Origin of the sequence: Micromonospora sp. NPDC050495, assembly GCF_040655175.1 — a bacterium.
In the GTDB taxonomy this organism is placed as follows: Bacteria; Actinomycetota; Actinomycetes; order Mycobacteriales; family Micromonosporaceae; genus Micromonospora.
Window position 1 is genome coordinate 124722 of the sequence record NZ_JBFAJK010000007.1, and the last position, 21937, is coordinate 146658.

Here is a 21937-nt window from a genome sequence, read left to right on the forward strand (position 1 = left end):
CAGCGAAGCGGAGTCCCGCAGTCGCGAACGAAAGGCAGGCTCAGCGCGCATGATTTCGAGACTTCTCGTTGCGAACCGGGGGGAGATCGCCCGGCGGGTCTTCGCCACCTGCCGCGCCCTCGGCGTGGCCACCGTCGCTGTGCACTCCGACGCGGACTCCGACGCGCCGTTCGTGGCCGACGCCGACCAGGCGGTGCGGCTGCCCGGGAACACGCCGGCCGAGACGTACCTGCGCGTCGACGCCATCCTGGAGGCGGCCCGGCGCTCCGGCGCGGACGCGGTCCACCCCGGCTACGGCTTCCTCGCCGAGAACGCGGAGTTCGCGGCGGCGGTGGCCGACGCGGGCCTGACCTGGGTCGGCCCGTCGGCGAAGGCGATCGCCGCGATGGGCGACAAGATGGCCGCCAAGGCGCTGCTCGCCGACGCGGGCGTGCCGATGCTGCCCACCTGGACCGATCCGGCCGAGGTCACCGGCTTCCCGGTGCTGGTCAAGGCCGCCGCCGGTGGTGGCGGCCGGGGCATGCGGGTCGTCCGCGACGCCGCCGGGCTGGCCGAGGCCGTCGCGGGCGCGCGCCGCGAGGCGGCGGCGGCGTTCGGCGACGGCACTGTCTTCATCGAGCGGTACGTGGAACGGGGCCGCCACGTCGAGGTGCAGATCTTCGGCGACACCCACGGCACGGTGGTGGCGCTCGGGGTACGCGACTGCTCCATCCAGCGCCGCCACCAGAAGATCGTCGAGGAGGCGCCAGGTGTGCTGCCCGACGAGGTACGCGCCACGCTGCACGAGGCGGCGGTGGCGGCCGGGCGGGCGGTCGACTACGTCGGCGCGGGCACCGTGGAGTTCCTGCTGGCGCCGGACGGGCAGGTGCACTTCCTGGAGATGAACACCCGCCTCCAGGTGGAGCACCCGGTCACCGAGGCGACCACCGGGCTGGACCTGGTCCGGCTGCAACTGCTCGTCGCCGAGGGCGAGCCACTGCCGGTCACCAGCACGTCGCCGGCCGACGGCCACGCGATCGAGGTGCGGCTCTGTGCCGAGGACCCGGCCCGGGGTTTCCGCCCGGCCACCGGCACGCTGCACCGGTTCGCGATCCCCGGGGTCACCGCCGAGTTCGCGCCCGCCCAGGGGCTGCGGCTGGACTCCGGCGTGGCGGACGGCTCGACGGTGAGCGTGCACTACGACTCGATGCTCGCGAAGCTCGTCGCCTGGGCGCCCACCCGCGCCGAGGCGGCCCGCGCCCTGGCCGGCGCGCTCGCCCGCGCCGAACTGCACGGCGTGGCCACCAACCGGGACCTGCTGGTCCGCGTGCTGCGCAGCGCGGAGTTCGCCGCCGCCGACGTGGACACCGGCTTCCTGGAGCGGCACCCGGAGGTGTTCGCGCCGCTGCTGCCGGCCGGACAGCTTCCGGTGGTGGCGCTGGTGGCGGCGCTGTCCGGGGCCGCCGCCCGGCGGGCCGCCGCGCCGGTGCTGGCCGGGTTGCCGTCGGGGTGGCGCAACGTGCCGGCCTTCCCGCAGGTCACCCGGTTCACCGTCGGCGACAGCGAGGAGATCGAGGTCCGGTATCGGCTGGACCGCACGGGCGGCCTCGCCGAATGGTCGGTGTCCCGGTCCGACGCCACGCCGACCGTGACGGTGGTCGACGCCGCCGCCGACCGGGTGGTGCTCGACGTGGACGGGGTGCGGCGGGCCTTCCGCGTACACCGGGCCGGGTCGTGGGTCTTCGTGGACGGCCCGGACGGGGCGGCGAGCCTCACCGAGCTGCCCCGCCTGCCCCTGCCCACCGCCGAGCTGGCGGCTGGGTCGCTGCTCGCGCCGCTGCCCGGCGCGGTGACCCGGGTGCACGTCGAGGTCGGTCAGCGGGTCGCCGCCGGTGACCTGCTGCTGACGCTGGAAGCGATGAAGCTCGAACATCCCGTGCTCGCCCCCGCCGACGGTGTGGTGACGGAACTGCCGGTGCCGGCCGGCGGCCAGGTCGAGACGGGTGCCGTACTGGCCGTCGTGGATCCCGAGGAGGACCCGCAGTGAACTTCGACCTCACCCCCGAACAGGACCAGCTCCGCGACGCGGTACGGGAGCTGGGCCGCAAGTACGGCCATTCCTACTTCGTGTCGAAGGCCAGGGCCGGCGAGCACACCACCGAGCTGTGGCACGAGGCCGGCCGGCTCGGCTATCTGGGCGTCAACATCCCCACCGAGTACGGCGGCGGGGGCGGCGGCATCACCGACCTGGCCATCGTCTGCGAGGAGCTGGCCGCGGCGGGCTGCCCGCTGCTGCTGCTCGTGGTCTCCCCCGCCATCGCCGCCACCGTGATCAACAAGCACGGTACGGAGGAGCAGCGCAAGAAGCACCTCCCCGGCCTCGCCGACGGCTCCCAGAAGATCGTTTTCGCGATCACCGAGCCGGACGCCGGTTCGAACTTCCACCGCCTCGCCACCGTGGCCCGCCGCGACGGCGACGACTGGCTGCTCAGCGGCAGGAAGATCTACATCTCCGGCGTGGACGAGGCCGGACACGTGCTGGTGGTCGCCCGCGTCGCCGTCGGAGACGGCAGTGCCGGCGCAGGGGACGCGTCTCCGCAGCGGCTGAAGCCGGCGCTGTTCCTCGTGCCGACCGACGCGCCCGGCCTGGAGAAGTCCAAGCTGGACATGGAGATCCTGTCGCCGGAGAACCAGTTCCTGCTCTTCCTCGACGACGTCCGGCTGCCCGCCGACGCGCTGGTCGGCGAGTCGCTGGACGCCGGGCTGCCGGCGCTGTTCGCCGGGCTCAACCCGGAGCGCATCACGGTCGCCGCGATGGGCGCCGGCACCGGCCGGTACGCGATCGAGAAGGCCAGCGACTACACGTCCACCCGCACGGTGTGGGGTGGGCGCTCGATCGGCTCGCACCAGGGCGTGTCGCACCCGCTGGCGCACGCGGCCGTCCAGGTCGAGCTGGCCCGGCTGATGATCCACAAGGCGGCCACCCTGTACGACGCGGGCCGCGACCTGGAAGCCGGCATCTCCGGCAACATGGCCAAGTACGCGGCCGGCGAGGCCGCCGCGCTCGCCGTCGACACCGCCGTCCAGGCTCTCGGCGGGGCCGGCATGACCACCGAGTACGGGGTGGCCACCCTGCTCGGCGCGGTCCGGGCCGGCCGGATCGCCCCGGTCAGCCGCGAGATGATCCTCAACTTCGTCGCCCAGCACGTCCTCGGCCAGGACAAGTCGTACTGAGCCGGTGGGCCGCTCAGAGCGCCCGGTTCAGCCCGACGTGCAGGTGCCCGGCCCACCGGGTGGGCGTGGCCGGGAACTCGTCGCGTACCGCCCGGACCGTCTCGGTGAGCACCCGGGCCGCGGCGGCCGGGTCCGGGGGTTCGGTGCCACCGTTCGTCAGGCCGGCGTAGAAGGCGGCCGCGATCCGCGCGCTGTCCGTGGTCCGCCACATCGTGCCGATCACGCCCCGGAAGCCGGCGAGCTGGAACGCGGCGGCCAGGTGCAGCGGCTCGTCGGTGAACGTCGGGTGCGTCTCGGCCGTGCCGCACGCGGAGAGGAAGGCCAGCTCGGCCCGGGCCAGCCGGTAGGAGCCCACCATGTGCGGGCTGAGCGAGCCACCCTTGCCGAGGCGCAGGCCGCCGGTCAGCATCGCGGCCGTGCCGGCGTCCGCCTCGCCGTGGCAGGCGAAGTGCGCGATCGGGTGCCGGCGCAGCGCCTCCTCGACCTCGGTCGGGGCCACCTCGGTCCCGGTCAGCACGGTCGAGCCGGGGATCAGCCGGGCCACCTGCTCGACCTCGGCGCGTACCTGGGACAGCGCCGGCAGGTCCCGCGCGGTCGGCACGCCGACCACGGTGGCCGTGGCGGTCGCCGGCGGTCGCGGCCGTTCCGCCGCGGCGTGCGCCAGGGCGGTGAGGGTCGGCGTGTAGGACGGCACCACGCGGTCCAGGACGGTACGCCGGCGGCCCGGCTCCCGGTGATGACCGGCGGCGTGCAGCGGGAGGCGGGCCAGCGCGCCGACCGGGGACCACCAGAGCCGCGGCGGCGGCCCGTCGGCCGGCGCGATCCGGTCCAGCACCGGCCCGGTCACCGCGTCCCACAGCCAGCCCAGCACGGCGTGCAGCTCCTCCTGGGCGGCGGCGCGCCGGTCGAACGGCACCCCCGGGTCGAGCGCGTCGGACACCGCCGCGTACCAGCGGGTGACCTGCCGCTGGACGGCGGCGCCGGTCAGCTCGGGCAGCCGGACCGGCTGCACGGGCCGCTCCGGGTCGGCCGGCACGACCAGCGCGTCGCCCCGGTCGCCGTGGCTGTTGACGACGACCACCGGCAGGCCCGCGAGCCGCTCCCGGAGCAGCGGCACCGACGGTGGCCGCAGGAAGTCGGCGAACCCGGGCAGCCGCCGGATCCGCCCGATCACCCGGTCCCGTTCGGCGGCCAGTTTCCGGGTACGGGGCACCCAGGCGGTTCGCGGGTCCCACTCGGTCGTCGAGCTGTCCAACAGCTCACCGTCCGCGGTGCGGCGCTGCACCTCGATGGTGAAGCTCCGGACGTGCGTGTAGGCGTCCGCCTCGGCCAGTTCCCGGTCGACCCGGTCCAGGTCGGCGGCCAGCCCGGGGCTGACCACGCGCAGTTCCGCCCGCCCGTCGCGGATGCCCAGCGCCTCGTGGAAGAGCAGGCCACGGCCGCGTTCCAGGAGTTCGACGGCGCGCTCGGGGTGGTCCGCCGCGATCGCGGTCGCGGCGGCCTCCGCCGCCAACCCGCTCAGTTCGGCCACCGCCCCGAGCCGGCGCCGGCCGGCCGACGCCCGGTCGATCGAGGCCGGCATCTGCCGCACCGCCCGCTCCAGCGCGGCCAGCCGGGCGGCCGGGTCGCCGGCGGCGTGCGCCAACTCGGCCTGCTGCCGCTCGGCGTCGATCCGGGTCTGCGGGTCCGCCTGGGGCGCGGCGGCGATCGCGGCGTACGTGGCGGTCGCCTCGGCCCGGGCCAGCTCGGCGTCCGGCCCGCCCGCCCGGGCCAGCTCGGCGGCCGCCCGGGCCAGCAGCCCGGCCCGCAGCGGCCACCAGTGGTGGTCCGGTGGGGTCGCCTCGACCGCCTCCCGGGCCAGCCGTACCGCGTCGGCCAGCACGTCCAGGTCGCCGCCGAGCCGGTACCGGTGGTAGCGGGTGTCGGCGATCGCGCTGCGGATCCGCGGCTGGTCGGGGTGGTCCGGCGGCACCAGGGCCAGCGCCTCCCGGTAGCTGCGTTCGGCCGCGAGCAGCCCGGCCTCGTCCCGCTGCCGGACAGCCTGGACGGAGCGGCTGCTGGCGTGGTTGTAGAGGAAGCCGACCCGGCGCGGATCCCGCTCCGCCAGCAGGCCCGCCGCGCGGCCGTTCGCCGCCACCGCCTCGGCCAGGAGCGCGTCGTCGGGCACCAACTGGTCGCGGTGCACGAGCGTCTGGGAGAGCTTCATGAGCCGCAGTGGGTACGCCTCGTGCCCCTCGGGGGTGAGCCGCAGCGCCGCCCGCTGGTGCCGCAGCGCCTCGTCCACAAGCTCGGCGTCGCGCTTCAGCCAACCGGCGTCGTTCAACGCGTCACCGAGGACCACGAGTTGGTGCGGATGCTCCTCCGACTGCTCGCCGGCCAGGGGGAGCGCCTCCCGGGCGGCGGAGACCGCGACCTCGACCAGGTGTTCGTCCTGCCCGTGCAGCCCGGCGTCCGCGGCCGCGGCGGCCAGCAGGTTCAACGCCCTGCGCCGCAACGGGTCGGCCGGCCCGATGGCGTCCAGCGCCAGCTGCGCCCAGGTAGCCGCCTCCGCCGCGCCGCTCAGCTCGCCGCCGTGCTGCCACCGGTCCAGCTCGGCCGAGCCGAGCAGGAGCAGCGCGCGCGGCCGGGCCGGGTGGAAGCCCGGCACCACGGCGAAGAGCAGGAAGGCTGCCTCGTACTGGTCGGCCAGGGCCGCCGCCGAGGCGTCCACCGCGATCCGGGCCGACAGTTCCTCGGCCCGCCCCAGGTAACGGTCGATCACCTCGGGCTGCCCGGCCGCGGTGACCACCTCCAGCGCCAGCTCCGGGTCGACCTCCTGGGCCAGCAGGTTGACGACGGTGTTGAGCCGCTCCAGCGCCGCGGCCATCGCCGGCTCGTCGCCCGCCGCGGCGTGGACCGCGTCGCGCCAGGCCGCGGTCGCCTCGAACAGGACCTCGACCGACGCCAGCGGCGGGACCTCGGGCAGCCGGGACAGCGCCTCGGCGAACCGCGCCACCACCTGCGGGTCGGTGGGCTGCCGCCGCCAGCCGAGCTGGGCGGCCCGGCGGTACTCGCCGACGGCCAGTTGCAGCGCCCGCGGTCCGGCGCCCCGGTCGAAGTAGAGCTCCAGCAGGCGACCGCGGTCGACGAGGCGGTGTATCCGGTGCGGGTCCCGGTCGGTGGTGGCCGCGAGGGCCGCCGAGGCCGCGTCCAGCGCCTCGTCGTACGTCGGTCCCTCCCCGGTCGCCTCCGCCAGCGTCACCAGCGCCTCGGTGCGATCGGTCAGCAGGGCGGCCCGCAGCAGGGCGGCGTCGTTGTCGCGGTCCCGGGCCAGCTCCAGCAGCCATTCCTGATAGAGCGTGACGAGCATCCGGAGGGCCTTGCCGGAACCCGCCCGGTGCCGCTGCCGGAGCCCCGCGATCCGGTCGGCCTGCTGCTGGCTGAGCAGCACGTCGGCGAGTCGGGGAGGGCGGGGCGGGTCGCTCTCCCGGCAGTCGGCCCGGATCAGCTCCGGCACCAGCTCCGGGTCCCGGCGGTGCACGTGCCGGAACAGCTCGACCGCCGCCCGGCGCTCCCGCAGACCGTCCAGCCCGGACAGGTTGAGGTAGCGGTACCAGTGCAGCCGGGCCAGCGCCTGCGCCGCGGCCCGCCCGGCGCCGCGCCCACCGGCCGCCGCGGCGAGGACCTGCTCCTCGCCGGAGAGGTCGGGTCCGAACAGGACGCCCGGAATCCCCGTCCGCTCGTACTCGGCGGTCACCGCGGTGACCCGCCCCGCGGCGCTACCGACCGTCCATTTCGGCATCGCTCCTCGATTCCGGTGCGCTGACGTCCGGTGGCGATCTCCTGGTCCGGTAACGATCCTGCCCAATGGGTCCCGGTCCGGGAAAGCGGAATCCGGGTCGCGTCCCGACTGGCGGCACGGGCTTGCCGGGGCCGCTACTGTGGCAGCGGAAACGGCCGACCGGCGCACGGGGGGCGACCTTGGAACTCGTTGCGGAGCGCATCGGCCGGCTGTGCAGCCAGGCCACCGGGGAGCAGCTACGCACGCACGCCGAGCGGTACGGCGTCGCCGAGGTGCTCGACCGGATCGTCGCGGCGGTCGGCGCGGGCCGCTGGGACCAGCAGTTGGCGGCGGACCTCGACACTCTCGACGCGGCCTTCGCCCGGCACGGCGTCGACGGGCTCACCACCGGCGTACGCGGCTTCGAGCCGTGGCTCGGCCGCGGTGGCCACCCGACGGTCGCCGCCTGGACCTGCCCCGGCGCCGGGCCGTGTCCCCGCAAGGCCCCGGTCGACGACGGCGCGCCGCCGACGTGCGGGCTCACCGGTGCGCCCCTCGTGGCGAGCCGGGTCACCCTGTGAACGCGTTCCTCGCCGAGCTGGGCAAGCAGCTGGTGACCCGGTGGACGGCCGCGCTGGTGCTGCCGGGGGCGCTGTTCGCCGCCGCGGTGGGGCTGGCCGGGGTGCTCGGCCAGGGCCACGCCCTGGCTGTCGCGGCCCTGCCGGCCTGGCTGGACCGGGTGACCGGCACGCCGGCCGGGGCGCGCGGCGCCGCCCTGCTGGTCGCCGTGGCCGCGTTCCTGCTCGGCTCGGCGGCGGCCGGGCTGGCCGCGCAGGCGGTGGGGATGTTCGTCGGGTGGACCTGGAGCCTGACCGGATCGACGCCGCTGCTGGGCCGGCTCACCGGTCGGCGCCGGCGGCGGTGGGAGCGAGCGGACGCCGAGGTGGCCGAGGCCGAGCGGGCATTCCTCGCGGACACCGCCGACCCCGCCCGGCGGGCCCGGGCACGGCGGGCGATCGACCGCCGCGCGGCGGTCTGCCTGGTGGAGCCGGCGCGGCCGACCTGGACCGGCGACCGGCTGCACGCCGCCGACGTGCGGGTCTGGCGCAGTTACGGCATCGACCTCGCGCCGGTGTGGCCGCGGCTGTGGCTGGTCCTGCCGGAGGAGGCGCGCGGCGAGCTGACCGCCGTGCAGGACCGCTGCGCCACGGCGGCCCGGCTGGTCGGTTGGGGCGTCCTCTACGCCGTCCTCGGGGCGTTCTGGTGGCCGGCCCTGGTCGTCGGCGCCGCGATCCTGCTGACCGCCCGGCACCGGTGCCGCCAGTCCGTGGCCGTCTACGCCGAGCTGGTCGAGGCCGCCGTGGACCTGTACGGCCGCGAGCTGGCCGTCCAGTTGGGACTCTCCTGCTCGGGCCGGCTCACCGGGGAGGTCGGCGAGCAGATCAGCGGGCTCGTCCGCAAGGACGGCACCGTCCCCCGCGCCCGACGGCCGGAAGGCGCGCCGCCGCCCGGTGCCTGACCGGCCCGTCGGTGCCGTCACGGCGTCCAGGACGGGTTGTGCAGGATGGCCAGGTTCTGCCGCGCGGTGACCGCCAGGGCGTGGCTCCGGTGGCCGTCCGGCAGCGCGTCCAGCACCTCCCAGTACAGCTCGATCGCCCGCTCCCGGTACCCGGCGAGCGCCAAGGTGGCGGCCAGGTTGTTGCGCCGGCCGATCGTCTCGAGGCTGCGGCGTCCCTGGCTGTGCTCGGTGTGCCGGACGTTCTGCTCGTGCAGGCCGATGGCCTGGGCGTACTGGCCGGCGTGCTGGTAGGCGACGGCCAGGTTGTTGCGGAAGACCAGGGTGAGCGGGCTGTCCGGGCCGTGCAGGTGCTCGGCCGCCGACACCACCTCGCGCAGCACGTCCAGCCCGTCGTCGACCTGCCCGGCCTCGAGGTACGCCTGACCCAGCTCGTTGCGGACCTTCAGGGTGTCCTCGTCGACCGGGCCGAACGCCTCGGCCGCGGCGCCGGCGAGCGGCTCGAGCAGGGCGAGCGCCTCGTCGTACCGGCCGCTGCGGCGGTGGTTCTCGGCGAGGCTGAGCCGGTAGGCCAGGGTGCTCCGGTCGGACAGGGATTCCCGGCCGAGGCCGGCCGCCCGCCAGAGGTCGAGCGACATCCGGACCACGTCGAGCGGCCCGTGCGACACCGGCGGCGGGGGCGTGGGCATCGCGGGCAGCGGCGTGGGGGCGCCGGCGGCCGCCACCGCCCACGATGCGAGCTGCGCCCGCAGCTGCGCGGCGGGGAGGTCACGGACGTGGAAGCGGTACACGTCGCGGTCCAGGTGCAGGTGCAGGGACGAGCCGTCGTCGTGCCCCGGACGGAAGCTGAGCGCCAGGGTGAGCAGGCCCGGCGTACGCACGTCCAGCCCGCGCAGCGCGTCCCAGCGGACGGCGAGGAACCGGCGGAAGGACCGGCGGAGCCGGATGCCGGAACGGTCGACGACGGCGGTGAGCCCCGGGATGGTGTCCGCCCGGTCCGGATGCCCGCCGAGATAGGTCACCTGGGGTATCGACAGCGATGACATCCCGTCATCGTTGCATCCGTACCCGGGGTTGAGAATGCCCGCGCCCGGGGCGGCCGGCGGTCCGGGCGTGCCGCTCCGGCGGCGATCAACCGGACGGCCGGTGGTCACCACCGGCCGGATCGGTGGTTGACAGGCGGACGCGCTCGGCGATGCTTGTCGGATGAGGTCGTTCCCGAAGCCCGATGCGCGGGCCAGGGCCGCCGTCGCGTCGCTGGCGGCGGTGGCGGCACTCGTGGCGCTGCTGGTCTGGCGCCCCGCAGGCATCGTGTCGGTCGCGCTGGCGCTGCTCTGCGTCCTGCTCGTGATGGTCGCCGGGGTGGCGATCAGCGCCCACCGGCAGGGCGGCGGGGAGGCCCCGGTCGAGGAGTGGCCCGCGCCGGGCAGCTACGGCGTCGACGCCGACACCCTGGAAGGGCTCGACCCGCGGGCCGTCCGCGGACTCCGCGCCGCCGCCGACTGCGCGGTCGACGCCGACACGCTGGAGGGGCTCGACCCCCGGGCGGTCCGCGACCAGCGCGCGGTCGGGGGGCTCAGCGACCGGTGAGGGTGGGCATGGCGAGCGCGTCCACGCCCCGCCCGGCCAGGCAGCGGTAGGTGCGGTCGGTGCCCGCCCCGGTGGGCGGCAACACCTCCAGGTTCCAGTCGCCCGCCTGCCGGATACCGCTGGCGAGCTGGAACGTGCCGACGTTGCAGACCCGCTGGACGGCGGGATCGGCCACCACCGCGCCGTGCCCGGCCCTGGCCAGCGTGGCGGGCAGGTCGCCCTCGGCGTAGGTCTCCCAGGTGTGCCGGCCGTCGCAGGACACCCGGGTCGCCTCCGCCCGGTCGCGGCGCAGTCGTACCGGCCCGAAACACTCCAGCTCGGTGGCGCAGCGCGCACCGGCCGGCAGGCGGACGTCGCCGGTGGCGCAGCCCGGCAGCACCTTCGGGGCGGTCACCTCGACCACCCCGCTGGCCACCGGGGTCGGCGCCACCACGGGCGGAGCGCCGCCGGCCAGCCAGGCCCCCGCGCTGGCCGAGGCGGCCAGCGCGAGCACGCCCGCGCCGCCCAGGAACCAGCGGCGCCGCCAGCGCCGCCCGGCGGCCGGCACGGTCGGGTGGTCGTCGTCCGTGGGCGGCCGCGGGGCCGGCTGCCCCGTCCGGCCCAGCGGGTACGGCCAGCCGGTGCTGGTGCCGCCGGTCGGGCCACCGCTGGCCGGGGCGCCGGAGATCGGCGCGCCGCTCACCGGGGTCGCGCCCTGGTCCAGCGGAAGCGCGGCGAGCATCCCGCGCAGCTCCACGGCGGACGGTCGCTCGCCCGGGTCGTTGGACATGCCGAGCCGCAGCACGTCGACCAGGTCGTCGGGGACCCCGGGCAGGCCGGGGATCGGCTGCTGGAACATCTCCAGCACGGTGACCAGGCTCGGGTTCCGCTCGGACTGCCAGCGGGGCGGCCGGCCGTGCATCACCGCGTAGAGGGTGGCGCAGAGCGCGTACACGTCGACGGCCGGCGAGGGCGGGCTGTGGCTGAACATCTCTGGCGGCGCGTACGCCGGGGTGAGCACCTCGAGGGTGACCGAGGCGTCGCGCACCTCGGCCAGCACGGCCAGCCCGAAGTCGGCCAGCACCGCCGGGTTGAAGTGCGAGTAGAGGATGTTGGCCGGCTTCACGTCGCGGTGCAGCACCCCGGCCGCGTGCGAGTGGGCCAGCGCATCGGCGATCTTGACGCCCAGGTCGCGGGTCTCCACCGGGCCCAGCGGGGAGGTCCGCATCCGCTCGGCGTACGAGCCGTCGCAGAGCTCCATGATCAGATAGGGGTGCTGGTCGACGGTGACCCCGACGTCGAAGAGGTCGACCACGTGCGGGTGGGAGGACATCTTGCCGGCGGCCCGCGCCTCACGCAGGAACCGGGCCTGGTCCCGTTCGCTGTCCAGCGTGCGGTTCTCCACCTTGACCGCGACCTCGCGTCCCACCGAGATCTGGGTGGCCCGGTACACGGTGGCGTAGCCGCCCCGGGCGAAGACCTGCAGATCGGTCAGACCGGGCACGATGGGCAGCCGGATGGCGCCGGGTGAGGTCTCGGTCACGGCTCGAAAATACCCAACTGTCCCGCGCGCTCAGCGCACCGCGTCGGTCGCCGGCGCTGGCTCCGGGTCGGCGGTCAGGCCCACGGAACGCCCCGCGCCGCCCGCCCGGCGGGCGTCCCACCACAGGCCGGCGGCCGTAGCGACCGCGCCCAGCCCTTCCCACACGGCCACCCCGAAGAACCGGCCCGGGGCGATGTCGGAGAGCACCGCGATGGTGAAGACGCTGAACGTGACCAGCCGGAACCAGACGGTGAAGCGGTAGAACGGGCGCCACTCGGTGGCCGCGGCGAGCAGGTAGTAGACCCCCATGTTGAACGAGGCCATCGAGGACGCGGTGAGGAACGTGCCGGTGTAGTCACCCGGGCCCCGCTCGGCCGGCACCTCGAACCCGAGCATGCGCAGCTGAGCCTCCGGCCAGATCAGCCCGAGCGCGCCCAGCAGCAACGCCAGCACGCCGAAGACCGCGATCGTCCAGCCGGCGCCGGTGCGCGGCAGCCTCATCCGTCCTCCCCAAGACCCACCCAGGTGACTGGTCCCCCTCGATCCCACAACCTAACCGGCAGGTCCGACACGCACATCCCCGGAACCGGTAATCCTGCGCCGGGCTCGACCGCCGAATCAGCCGCCGGCGAGGCGGGCCCGGAGCGCGTCGGCACCGGCCCGCTCGCTGCGCTGCTCGGTCGCGTACGCCAGCCGGACCGCCTCCTCGGCGCTGGCCAGCGCGTCCGCCGGTCGCCCGCAGGCGGCCAGCGCCTCGGCCCGCACCATGGCCGCGATCACCTGGCTGCGGACGTCCTCGGCCGGGGCGACCACCGCCCGCTGCGCCCAGTCCAGGGCCTGCTCGCGCTGGCCGTGGGCGAGCAGCGCGGACGCGTACCGGGCCATCGTCTGGCGGCGGGAGATGAGCAGGGACGGGCTCTTCGCGGCGGCGGTGGCGACCGGGGCGAGCAGCCCCACCGCGGTCGCCGAGTCGCCGGCCGCAAGCCGGGCCATGGCGAGCAGCACCCGGGGCGCCACCTGGGCCGGCGCCTGCGGGTTGTGCGGCTCCACGGTGGTCAGCACCGACCGGGCGTCCCGCTCGGCCGCCTCGTGGTCGCCCATGTCCAGCGCCACGAACCCGCGCAGGGTGCCGGCCATCCCGGTGAGCAGCGGGTGCGTGGTCTGGTCGGCGTACCCGAGCGCGTCGGTGAGCAGGTCCGCGGCGTGCTCGGGCGCGCCCAGCCCGCGGGCCACCACCCCGCGCACGACCAGCGCGAAGCCCTGCCCCCAGTCGTCGCCGACCTCGGCGAACTCCCGGTACGCCCGGCGCGCGCCCCGGTCCGCCTCGGCCAGCTCGCCCAGCTCGGCGGTGGCGTACGCCTCGACTGCGCGGAGCGTGCCGACCGCCCACGCCTCGCCGACCCGTTCCCCGAACGGCAGGAAGACCTGCGCCAGCCGGCACGCCTCGCGAAGCCGGCCGGCGAGCAGCCGGGCGAACGCGGTGGTGCCGCGCAGCCAGGCCCGCCCGTACGGGTCCTTCAGCTCGGCGAAGAGCCGGGCGGCCCGGCCGAGCACCGCGTCGGTGCCGGCGAAGTCGCCCCGGGTGGTGGTCACCCAGGCCAGGTTCTGCAACGACCAGGCCTGCCCGCGCGGATCCTTCGCGGCGAGACTGACCTGGTAGGACGCGGCGAGCCGGCTGCTCGCCTGGCCCAGCCGGCCGGCGATGAAGTCGGCCATGCCGAGCCGGCGCATCGCCGAGGCGCGCACGGTCGGCAGCTCGGCCGCGGTGGCCACCTGCAACGCCTCCTGCCAGCACCGTTCCGCCCGGACGGCGTCACCGAGGGTCTGGTGGGCCTGCCCGGCCAGCAGCAGGGCGCCGGCCCGGGTGGCCGCCGCGTCCCCGGCGTTCGCGGCGATCTTCTCGGCGAAGGCGAGGGCGTCGCCCGGCCGGCCGAGCTGGAGCAGGGCCCGGGCGTGCACCACCCGGTCGGCCAGCGGCAGCCCGTCCCGGGCCAGCTCGGCGGCGCGTTCGGAGTACTCGATCGCCAGCGCCGGCTCGCCGGAGCGCAGGGCCCGGCGGGCGGCCCGGCCGAGCGCGGCCACCCCGAGCGGGGCCACCGCGCGGGCCGGCGCGTCGGGGCGCAGCTTCACCGCGTCGGCGAGCGCGCCGGCCCGCTCGACGTGCTCGGCCACGAAGTCGTCCCGGGCGGCCTCGGTGAACCCGCCGGGCAGGGCGCCCGCCCCCGGGCTGCTCTCCGCCGCCGCCCAGCGGGCCAGCGCGGCGTGCCGTTCGGCCAGCTCGGCCTTGCTCACCCCGGCGTACGCGGCCTCGCGCATCAGCGGGGTGGCGAAGGCGAAACCGGTGCGGGTGCGGTGCAACATGCGCCGTTGCAGCAGCTCCTCCACGGCCCGCTCGAGCTCCACCGCGGCCACCGCCGCCGGCCGCCCGGCCAGCCCGGTGCGCTGTTCGCGGAGCGCCTCCAGCGCGCCGGTGGGGACGGTGTCGCCGACCACGGCGGCGTCCCGCAGCACGGAGCGGGCGTCCGGCGGGAGCGCGTCGATCCGCGCCGCCAGCACGGCGGCCAGGTCCCGGGAGAGCAGCCGGCTGCCCAGCGAGCCGGGGGCCAGCCGCCAGCCGACATCCGCGCCGCGCCCCGGCCCGGCGGTCAGCGCCCCGCGCTCCAGCAGCAGGGTGACCAGCTCGGCCAGGTAGAACGGGTTGCCCTGGGCGGTGGCCAGCAGCCGGTCGGCGTCGGCCTGCGGCAGCTTGCCGCCGACCAGGTAACTGGTCAGCAGCCGGGACGCGTCCGCGCCGCGCAGCGGCGGCAGGCCGTGCACCTCGGCGTCCGCGACCCGGGTCAGCGTGCCCGCCGTCCGGACCAGCTCCGGCCGGCCCAGCAGCAGCACCAGCACCGGGCCGGTGAGCCGGGAGAGGGTCAGCCCGAGCGCGCTGATCGTCTCGGCGGTCGCGTCGTGCAGGTCGTCCACCACGATCACCAGCGGGGCCTCCACGGCGAGGGCGCTGAGCAGTTCGGCGACCGCGTTCGGCACCGCCTCGGCGTCCGGCGGCGGAGCCGCGGCGCTCCACTCGCCGTTCTCGCCGGTGGCGGGGAGTTCGGCGTACCCGAGCAGGGCCAGAAGCTGGTCGACGGCGAGCGGGGGCAGATCGCCGGGGAGCCGGCCGAGGCGCTGCCCGAGCCGACGCAGCCGCTCCTCGACGGCCGGCCGGGTGAGCGCGGTGGCCGGGTCGTTGGGCAGGCCGACCGCCGCCCGGACCAGGTCGGCCAGGGGGGCGAGCCGGCGCCGCTCGCCGAATGCGGCACAGCGGACCGAGAGCACCCGGGCGCCGGTGTGCGCCGCGTACCGGCCGGCGCCCACGTCGTAGCCGGCGGCGAGGCGTTCCACCTCGGCGGCGAACCGGGACTTGCCGATGCCCGCCTCGGCGGTCATCAGCAGCACCCGCGGCTCCCCCCGGTCGATCACCTCGGCGAGCCGGCCGGCGACCCGGCCGATCTCGGTCTCCCGGCCCACGAAGGGCGCCTCGTCGCCGAGGCCGGAGCGGGTGCCCGGGGCGTCCAGGAGACCCAGCAGCTCGTACGCCTCGACCGGCTCGCGCTTGCCCTTGAGCCGCAGCGGGCGCAGCGCCCGCCAGGAGGCGACGTGCCGGGTGGCGGCGGAGGTCCGCGCCCCCGCGTACACCGCACCCACGGCGGCGGCGTCGGCGAGCCGGGCGGCGGTGTTCACGGTGTCGCCGATGACCGTGTACTCGATGGCGGCCTGGATGCCGGCGATGACGTCGCCGGTGTTCAGCCCGACCCGCAGGCCGAGCGGCGCGCCGCCGCCGCGCTCGTCGTCGAGCACCCGGCGGACCGCCCGCTGCATGGAGAGCGCGGCCCGCACGGCCCGCTCGGCGTCGTCCTCGTGCGCCACGGGCGCCCCGAAGACCGCCATGATCCCATCGCCGGTGAGCTTGTCGACGTGCCCGCCGAAGGTCTTGACCGCGCCGGCCAGGGCGGCCAGCACCCGGTCGGTGACCGCGCCGACCCGTTCCGGGTCGAGATCCTCCGACCAGGAGGTGAAGTCGGAGAGGTCCCCGAAGAGCACGGTGACCACCCGGCGCTCGGCGGCCGGCAGGCTGGCGGCGGCCGGCAGCGCGGCTCCGCAGTTGTGGCAGAACCGCGCGTTCGGTACGGCGACGGTCCCGCAGACCGGGCAGGTCACGGCTGCTCCACCCCGAGGTATTCGAGCTGGGCCCGGACCGACCACTCGGCGGCCCACCAGAGCGAGCGGTCGACGTCGGCGTAGACCCGGGCGACCACCTCGGGGGCGGTGGTCGCGCCCGCGGCCACCGCGGCCCGGACCTGGTCGAGCCGGGCCCGCCGGTGGGCGAGGTAGAACTCGGCCGCCGCAGCGCAGTCGGCCAGCGCCGGGCCGTGCCCGGGCAGCGCCCGGATCCCCCGGTACGTCGAGAGCAGCTCCAGGCTGGTCAGGTAGTCGCCGAGGTGCCCGTCGGGGTGGGCGACCACGGTGGTGCCCCGGCCCAGGATGGTGTCGCCGGTGAGGACCACCCGCTCGTCGCCGTGCTCGACCAGGAAGCAGACCGAGTCGGCGGTGTGCCCGGGGGTGCGCAGCAGTTGGATGTCCAGGCCGGCACCGTCGAGGTGCCCGCCGGGCTCGGTCAGCGGCGCACCGCCGAGGGTGTGCGCCGGGTCGGCGGCGCGCACGGGCGCCCCGCCGAGCAGCTCGCTGAGCCGGGGCGCGCCCTCGGTGTGGTCCGGGTGCCCGTGGGTGATCAGCACGAACCCGACCGGCCCGTGCGCCGCGACGGCGGCCAGGTGCGCCTCGTCGGCCGGCCCGGGGTCGACCACCACGGCGTGTTCCGCCCCGGGGGCGCGCAGCACCCAGGTGTTGGTCCCGTCGAGGGTCATCGGCCCCGGATTGGGCGCGCGCAGCAGCGTCACCCACCCGGGCAGCTCGTCCGCGAGCGCCCCTGCGGCTCCGGTCACATGCCCGCCCATGGCAGCGATCGTACGACCCCGCCCGTCGCTCCCCGCGATCTTGCGGGCCCACCTGGCGTTATGTCCCGTTGCGGGCCGTCTGCCGGCACGACCTCAGCAAGATCGCGGGTACGGAGCGTCAGGCGACCTCGACGATGACCTCGACCTCGACCGGGGCGTCCAGGGGCAGCTCGGCGACGCCCACGGCGCTACGGGCGTGCCGGCCGGCCTCGCCGAAGACCGCGCCGAACAGGTCGGAGGCGCCGTTGATCACGCCGGGCTGGCCGGTGAAGCCGGGGGCGCTGGCCACGAAGCCGGTCAACTTGACGATCTTGACGACGTTCTCCAGGCCGACCAGCGCGTCGATCGCGGCCAGCGCGTTCAGGGCGCACCGCTGGGCCAGGTCCTTCGCCTGCTCGGCGGAGACCCCGGCACCCACCTTGCCGGTGGCGAGCAGCTTGCCCTCGGCCATCGGGAGCTGGCCGGAGACGTAGACGTGCTGCCCCGACTGGACGGCCGGCACGTAGCTGGCCACCGGGGGGACCACCTCGGGCAGGGCCAGGCCCAGCTCGGCGAGCTTGGCGTGCGGTCCGTTGCTCATGCCCGTCACGCCTTCGGGCGCTTCAGGTAGGCGACGAGCTGCTCCGGGTTCGGGCCGGGCACCACGGAGACCAGTTCCCAACCGTCCTCGCCCCAGTTGTCGAGGATCTGCTTGGTCGCGTGGACCAGCAGCGGCACCGTGGCGTATTCCCACTTCTGCATCGGGTAACGGCTCCCTTGCCTGACATGGACTTCGGTCAGGCACAGCCTACGATCCGGCCGACCTACCGCGACGCGGGACGCTGCTCCGGCGCCGGCGGCTCGCCGCACGGGCCCTCGTGGTCGTAGCGCTGCGGGCACCGGGACCGGTCGGCCAGCAGCAGGTCACAGAAGACGCGGTGCCGGTTGTTCTGGTCGTCGGCGGTGGAGACCGTGGTCTCGCCGGCGTCCAACTCGGTGAGGAAGCCCAGCGAGGTCGCCACGGTGCCGGCCAGCGCGGTGGCCGCCGCCAGGTCGGGCACCCGGACCGGCAGGTGGATGACGTAACCCGGCTCCTCCTCGTCGCGGCCGCGCTCACCCGGACGGACCAGCGTGCGGACCACCTCGACCGGCGGCCGGTACGACCGCTCGTTGAACGGCAGGCCGGCGCCGGGGCTCTCGCCCTCACCGGGTCGCCCGGACCGTTCACCTGGCGGGAACTGGGCTCGGGGAATGTTCTCCGCGTCACGCATGCGCTGCCTCCGGGCGTTGTACCTGCTCACCGTCACCACCATCCGGTCCGGACCGACTGACCGGTCCGGTTCCGCCTCGCGACGAACGTAGGACCTGCGGAGAGTCCCGGCAACGGGACGCGCAGGCTCGGTCACGTCCAGTCACATATGCGACAGGCCTCCGTCGGGGATCCGACGTTGGCTTCGCGTTCCGGCCGGACCGGTTGTCCGTCGCCGCGTACGCGGGGCTGGCAAGCCGGCCATCGACCGCTACCCTTCCGGTCTGGACGGGTGACCCACGCCCGTCGCCACGCTCGAATCACGCGTCGGTCGCCCCGGGGCGGCGACGGCGCCGCACCCCGGGGGACGACATGACCCAACCGCCCGTCGGCGGCACCGCCGGCTCGCCGCACGAGCAGCCGCCCGCCGGTTCTCCGCCGCCCCCGCCGGCCCCGGGCGCCTTCCCGCCGCCGGCCCAGGACCCGTTCGCGCAGCCCGCCCCCGGCGCCTTCCCGCCGGCCGGCCCGGGCGCCTTCCCGGCGCCGCAGCCGGGCGCCTTCCCGCCGCCGCAGCCGGGCGCCTTCCCGCCGCCTCCGGGATCCGGCCCCACGCCGCAGCCGTCGGGCCCGGACGCGTTCCCGGCCGGGCCGGGCCACCCGCCGTACCCCGGCGCCACGCCGCAGCCATCGGGCCCCGACGCGTTCCCGCCCGGGCCGGGCCACCCGCCGTACCCCGGCGCGGCGGCCCCGAAGAAGCGGCGCGGGCTGCTGATCGTGTCGCTCGTGCTGGCCGCGGCGGTCCTGCTCTGCGGCGGTGGCGGCACGGCCGCGTTCCTCACCCTGCGCAACGCCGAGGACGGCCAGGGCGCCAAGGAGCCGACGGTCGCCGTGGACAACTTCCTCACCGCGGTCTACAAGGAGCGCAACGCCCGCAAGGCGGCCAGCTTCGTCTGCTCCGCCGCCCGGGACGACGACAAGATCGCCGCCAAGGTCGCCGAGGTGCGCAAGTACGCCAAGGAGTACCAGAACCCGCGGTTCCGCTGGACCACCCCGAAGGTGGACAACCAGACCGGCGACCGGGCGACGGTGACCACCAAGGTCACCATGTCGACGGCCGACGAGAAGGTCGCCAACCAGGACCTGCGCTTCACGGTGGTGCGGAAGACGGGTTGGTGGGTCTGCGAGGTCGCCTGAGCCCGGCGGCTGGATAGGCTCGACGGGTGGCAGCGACTGAGCAGCCGGCCGAACCGGCCGGCACCTGGCCGGCCCGCCTGCACGTGGTGACGGGCAAGGGCGGCACGGGCAAGACCAGCGTGGCCGCGGCACTGGCCCTCGGGCTGGCCGCCGGCGGCCGGCGCACCCTGCTGGTCGAGGTGGAGGGGCGGCAGGGCATCGCCCAACTCTTCGGCACCGACCCGCTGCCGTACGAGGAACGGCACCTCACCGACGCCCCCGGGGGCGGCGAGGTGCGGGCGCTCGCGGTGGACGCCGAGGAGGCGCTCCTCGAATACCTGGACATGTTCTACAAGCTCGGCGCGGCCGGCCGGGCGCTGCGCAAGTTCGGCGCCATCGACTTCGCCACCACGATCGCCCCCGGGCTGCGGGACGTGCTGCTCACCGGCAAGGTCAAGGAGGCCACCACCCGCAGCAACGGCCAGCGCCGGACGTACGACGCGGTGGTGCTCGACGCCCCGCCGACCGGGCGGATCGGCCGCTTCCTCAACGTCACCGCGGAGACCGCCCGGCTGGCCAAGGTCGGCCCGATCAAGAACCAGAGCGAGGGGGTCTCCGCGCTGCTCCGCTCGCCGATGACCGCGGTGCACGTGGTGACGCTGCTGGAGGAGATGCCGGTCCAGGAGACCGTCGACGCGATCGCGGACCTGACCCAGTTGGGTTTTCCGGTCGGCCGGGTGATCGTCAACGGGGCCCGCCCGCCGGTGCCGGCGGGCCGCGAGGTGACCGCCGCCGAGCTGAAGCGGGGGCTGGCCGCAGCCGGGCTGCCGACCGACGGCCGGACCGTCACCGGCCTCACCCGGGAGGCCCGTGACCAGCAGGTTCGCCGGGAGCTGGAGGACTCGCTCCGGGCCGAGCTGGTGGAGCTGGGGCTGCCCCTCGTCGAGCTGCCGCTGCTGCCCGGCGGGGTGGACCGGGCCGGGCTGGAGACGTTGGCCGCGGCGCTCGTCCGGGCGGATTGACTCACACCTGCGGCCGGCACGGCGCAGAGACCCCCTCCCGACCGATACGCTCGATTGGTGCCTTCCGAAGACGCGGCGCCACTGCTGGACGTCGACCAGATCCTCGCCGACCCCGGCGTGCGGATCGTGGTCTGCTGCGGAGCCGGCGGCGTGGGCAAGACGACCACGGCGGCCGCGCTGGCGCTCCGGGCGGCCGAACGGCACGGCCGGCGCACGGTGGTGCTCACCATCGACCCGGCCCGCCGGTTGGCGCAGTCGCTCGGCCTGACCGAGCTGGACAACACGCCCCGCCAGGTCAAGGGCATCGACGTGGAGACCAGCGGCGGCGAGCTGCACGCCATGATGCTCGACATGAAGCGCACCTTCGACGACGTGGTGCTGCAGCACACCGATCCGGCGAAGGCGGCGGAGATCTTCGCCAACCCCTTCTACCAGGCCATGAGCTCGACCTTCGCCGGCACCCAGGAGTACATGGCGATGGAGAAGCTGGGCCAGCTGCACGCCCGGGGCGAGTGGGACCTGATCGTGGTGGACACCCCGCCGTCCCGCTCCGCGCTGGACTTCCTCGACGCGCCGGCCCGGCTCTCCCGCTTCCTCGACGGCCGGATGCTGCGCCTGCTGCTCGCCCCGGCCCGCACCGGCGGGCGGAGCATGTTCAGCTTCGTGACCGCCGGTTTCGGGATGTTCTCCAAGGTCGTGCAGAAGGTGATCGGCGCGCAGCTGCTCACCGACCTGTCCGGCTTCGTCGCCGCGCTGGACTCGATGTTCGGCGGCTTCCGGCAGCGGGCCGAGCAGACGTACCGGATCCTGCAGGCCCGGGAGACGGCGTTCCTGCTGGTCGCGGCGCCGGAGCCGGACGCGGTCCGGGAGGCCGCGTACTTCGCCGGCCGGCTGGGCGAGGAGCGGATGCCACTGGCCGGCCTGGTGCTCAACCGGGTGCACCGGCCGGCGGCGCCGGGGCTGAGCGGCGCCGACAGCCTGGCCGCCGCCGAGCGGCTGGCCGAGCTGGGTGGGCACGAGGGCACCGTCGAGGTGTTGCGCGCCCACGCGGCGCTGGCCCAGCAGGCGGTACGCGAGGAGCGGGTGGCGGCCCGGTTCACCGAGGCGTTCCCGACGGTGCCGGCGGTGTCGGTGACGGCGCAGCCCGCCGACGTGCACGACGTCGACGGGCTGCGGACGATCGGCGCGGCGATCGGCGGGCGCTGACGCGCGCCGACCGGCGCGTCGGTCAGTTGGCGGTGGTCACCAGGACCTTGTCCTTGCCGGCCTTCTCCTTGGCGTTCTTCTTCATGGCGGCCTCGAACATCTTCCGCCAGCTGGTCACCTGTGGGTGCCGGCGCAGCAACGCCCGGCGCTCGCGTTCGGTCATGCCACCCCACACCCCGAACTCGATCCGGTTGTCGAGCGCGTCGGCCAGGCACTCGTAGCGAACTGGGCAGCTTCGGCAGATCCGCTTCGCCACGTTCTGTTCGGCGCCCTGTACGAACAACGCGTCCGGGTCCCCGTTCTGACATGCCGCCAGTGACGGCCAGTCAGTGATCATGCCCATCTGTACACGTCCCCCCTTGCATTACCTACCGACTCCGCGCGACCAGCCGTCGAATCAACCCCCCGGTCGTCCGGCCGACCTCCCCAGGGCGGCACGGACGACATGTGGCTCCGTCGCCGCCACCATCATGCTGTGTAGTCGCCCGATTACGCAACGTTGTCGGCGAAATCCATCATTACGGACACTCCCGGCTTCCCGGGCTTTCGCCCGCCGTCTACCCGGCTCGTGTTCGTGAAAACGCTGCGCTGCTCCCCCGTTCGGAGGAGACTTCTCGCGGGTTCACGCAACCTCGCACCAGGGTTCGTGCGTTTAGCACAACGAGGCCGGCGCACGCAGGAAATGGGGAAAGTTCCCCGCGCGCCCCTCG

General features: G+C 75.6%; 17 protein-coding genes and 1 pseudogene. 8 read left to right on the top strand and 10 right to left on the bottom strand.

Annotated features, from left to right (window positions below):
- Positions 1-49 precede the first annotated feature (49 nt).
- Together AB0I11_RS10920 and AB0I11_RS10925 are read left to right on the top strand one after the other, a co-directional pair.
- The gene (locus AB0I11_RS10920; RefSeq protein WP_357316947.1) at positions 50-2026 is read left to right on the top strand and encodes a biotin carboxylase N-terminal domain-containing protein; all 1977 of its coding nucleotides are present in this window, start codon (positions 50-52) and stop codon (positions 2024-2026) included.
- Positions 2023-3213: an acyl-CoA dehydrogenase gene (locus tag AB0I11_RS10925; protein ID WP_357316950.1), complete on the top strand. Its 1191-nt coding sequence runs from the start codon at positions 2023-2025 to the stop codon at positions 3211-3213. Before AB0I11_RS10920 ends, AB0I11_RS10925 begins: the two co-directional genes overlap by 4 nt.
- Positions 3214-3226: 13 nt before the next feature.
- On the opposite strand, the gene AB0I11_RS10930 is transcribed toward AB0I11_RS10925, so the two are convergent.
- Entirely contained in the window at positions 3227-6994 is a 3768-nt protein-coding gene (locus AB0I11_RS10930; RefSeq protein WP_357316953.1) for a CHAT domain-containing protein, read from the bottom strand.
- Positions 6995-7173: 179 nt separating this feature from the next.
- Between AB0I11_RS10930 and AB0I11_RS10935 the strand changes: the two genes are divergently transcribed.
- Together AB0I11_RS10935 and AB0I11_RS10940 are read left to right on the top strand one after the other, a co-directional pair.
- Positions 7174-7554, top strand: a complete 381-nt coding sequence (locus AB0I11_RS10935; RefSeq protein ID WP_357316955.1) for a hypothetical protein — start codon at positions 7174-7176, stop codon at positions 7552-7554.
- The gene (locus AB0I11_RS10940; RefSeq protein ID WP_357316958.1) at positions 7551-8492 is read left to right on the top strand and encodes a hypothetical protein; all 942 of its coding nucleotides are present in this window, start codon (positions 7551-7553) and stop codon (positions 8490-8492) included. The genes AB0I11_RS10935 and AB0I11_RS10940 overlap by 4 nt, the downstream gene beginning before the upstream one ends.
- A gap of 17 nt (positions 8493-8509) precedes the next feature.
- Here the strand turns inward: AB0I11_RS10940 and AB0I11_RS10945 are convergent, their stop codons facing one another.
- The gene (locus tag AB0I11_RS10945) at positions 8510-9535 is read right to left on the bottom strand and encodes a tetratricopeptide repeat protein (protein WP_357316961.1); all 1026 of its coding nucleotides are present in this window, start codon (positions 9533-9535) and stop codon (positions 8510-8512) included.
- Positions 9536-9695: 160 nt separating this feature from the next.
- On the opposite strand from AB0I11_RS10945, the gene AB0I11_RS10950 reads away from it, so the two are divergent.
- Entirely contained in the window at positions 9696-10079 is a 384-nt protein-coding gene (locus AB0I11_RS10950; RefSeq protein ID WP_357316965.1) for a hypothetical protein, read from the top strand.
- Here AB0I11_RS10950 and AB0I11_RS10955 read toward each other — a convergent pair.
- The 7 genes from AB0I11_RS10955 to AB0I11_RS10985 all read right to left on the bottom strand — a co-directional run bounded on the left by AB0I11_RS10955 (position 10066) and on the right by AB0I11_RS10985 (position 17848).
- Positions 10066-11601, bottom strand: coding sequence for a serine/threonine-protein kinase (locus AB0I11_RS10955; RefSeq protein ID WP_357316969.1), 1536 nt, complete (start codon positions 11599-11601; stop codon positions 10066-10068). The genes AB0I11_RS10950 and AB0I11_RS10955 overlap by 14 nt on opposite strands.
- Positions 11602-11631: 30 nt before the next feature.
- On the bottom strand, positions 11632-12102 hold the full coding sequence (locus AB0I11_RS10960) for a hypothetical protein (RefSeq protein ID WP_357316972.1): 471 nt from the start codon (positions 12100-12102) through the stop codon (positions 11632-11634).
- A gap of 117 nt (positions 12103-12219) precedes the next feature.
- Positions 12220-15801, bottom strand: a complete 3582-nt coding sequence (locus tag AB0I11_RS10965; RefSeq protein ID WP_357316975.1) for an adenylate/guanylate cyclase domain-containing protein — start codon at positions 15799-15801, stop codon at positions 12220-12222.
- Positions 15798-16598, bottom strand: a complete 801-nt coding sequence (locus tag AB0I11_RS10970; protein ID WP_357316978.1) for an MBL fold metallo-hydrolase — start codon at positions 16596-16598, stop codon at positions 15798-15800. Before AB0I11_RS10970 ends, AB0I11_RS10965 begins: the two co-directional genes overlap by 4 nt.
- A gap of 118 nt (positions 16599-16716) precedes the next feature.
- Complete coding sequence (locus tag AB0I11_RS10975; protein WP_357316981.1) at positions 16717-17178, bottom strand: RidA family protein; 462 nt, start codon at positions 17176-17178, stop codon at positions 16717-16719.
- A gap of 5 nt (positions 17179-17183) precedes the next feature.
- Positions 17184-17339, bottom strand: a complete 156-nt coding sequence (locus AB0I11_RS10980; protein WP_013736319.1) for a DUF4177 domain-containing protein — start codon at positions 17337-17339, stop codon at positions 17184-17186.
- A 62-nt stretch (positions 17340-17401) separates the two neighbouring features.
- The gene (locus tag AB0I11_RS10985) at positions 17402-17848 is read right to left on the bottom strand and encodes a hypothetical protein (RefSeq protein ID WP_357316984.1); all 447 of its coding nucleotides are present in this window, start codon (positions 17846-17848) and stop codon (positions 17402-17404) included.
- Positions 17849-18567: 719 nt separating this feature from the next.
- On the opposite strand from AB0I11_RS10985, the pseudogene AB0I11_RS10990 reads away from it, so the two are divergent.
- The 3 genes and pseudogenes from AB0I11_RS10990 to AB0I11_RS11000 all read left to right on the top strand — a co-directional run.
- Positions 18568-19020 (top strand): annotated as a pseudogene (locus tag AB0I11_RS10990) (hypothetical protein); the annotation flags it as partial.
- 26 nt (positions 19021-19046) lie between these two features.
- A complete protein-coding gene (locus AB0I11_RS10995; protein ID WP_357316987.1) occupies positions 19047-20021 on the top strand; it encodes an ArsA-related P-loop ATPase in 975 nt (324 codons plus the stop codon).
- A gap of 54 nt (positions 20022-20075) precedes the next feature.
- Positions 20076-21227: an ArsA-related P-loop ATPase gene (locus AB0I11_RS11000; protein WP_357316990.1), complete on the top strand. Its 1152-nt coding sequence runs from the start codon at positions 20076-20078 to the stop codon at positions 21225-21227.
- 22 nt (positions 21228-21249) lie between these two features.
- Here AB0I11_RS11000 and AB0I11_RS11005 read toward each other — a convergent pair whose 3' ends face one another.
- Entirely contained in the window at positions 21250-21570 is a 321-nt protein-coding gene (locus tag AB0I11_RS11005) for a WhiB family transcriptional regulator (RefSeq protein WP_046564004.1), read from the bottom strand.
- Between the last annotated feature and the right edge of the window lie 367 nt (positions 21571-21937).

Coding starts and splice junctions, on each gene's coding strand:
- AB0I11_RS10920 (WP_357316947.1), top strand. CDS start 50: ATGATTTCGAGACTTCTCGTTGCGAACCGGGGGGAGATCGCCCGGCGG.
- AB0I11_RS10930 (WP_357316953.1), bottom strand. CDS start 6,994: ATGCCGAAATGGACGGTCGGTAGCGCCGCGGGGCGGGTCACCGCGGTG.
- AB0I11_RS10945 (WP_357316961.1), bottom strand. CDS start 9,535: ATGTCATCGCTGTCGATACCCCAGGTGACCTATCTCGGCGGGCATCCG.
- AB0I11_RS10950 (WP_357316965.1), top strand. CDS start 9,696: ATGAGGTCGTTCCCGAAGCCCGATGCGCGGGCCAGGGCCGCCGTCGCG.
- AB0I11_RS10960 (WP_357316972.1), bottom strand. CDS start 12,102: ATGAGGCTGCCGCGCACCGGCGCCGGCTGGACGATCGCGGTCTTCGGC.
- AB0I11_RS10970 (WP_357316978.1), bottom strand. CDS start 16,598: ATGGGCGGGCATGTGACCGGAGCCGCAGGGGCGCTCGCGGACGAGCTG.
- AB0I11_RS10975 (WP_357316981.1), bottom strand. CDS start 17,178: ATGAGCAACGGACCGCACGCCAAGCTCGCCGAGCTGGGCCTGGCCCTG.
- AB0I11_RS10980 (WP_013736319.1), bottom strand. CDS start 17,339: ATGCAGAAGTGGGAATACGCCACGGTGCCGCTGCTGGTCCACGCGACC.
- AB0I11_RS10985 (WP_357316984.1), bottom strand. CDS start 17,848: ATGCGTGACGCGGAGAACATTCCCCGAGCCCAGTTCCCGCCAGGTGAA.
- AB0I11_RS11005 (WP_046564004.1), bottom strand. CDS start 21,570: ATGGGCATGATCACTGACTGGCCGTCACTGGCGGCATGTCAGAACGGG.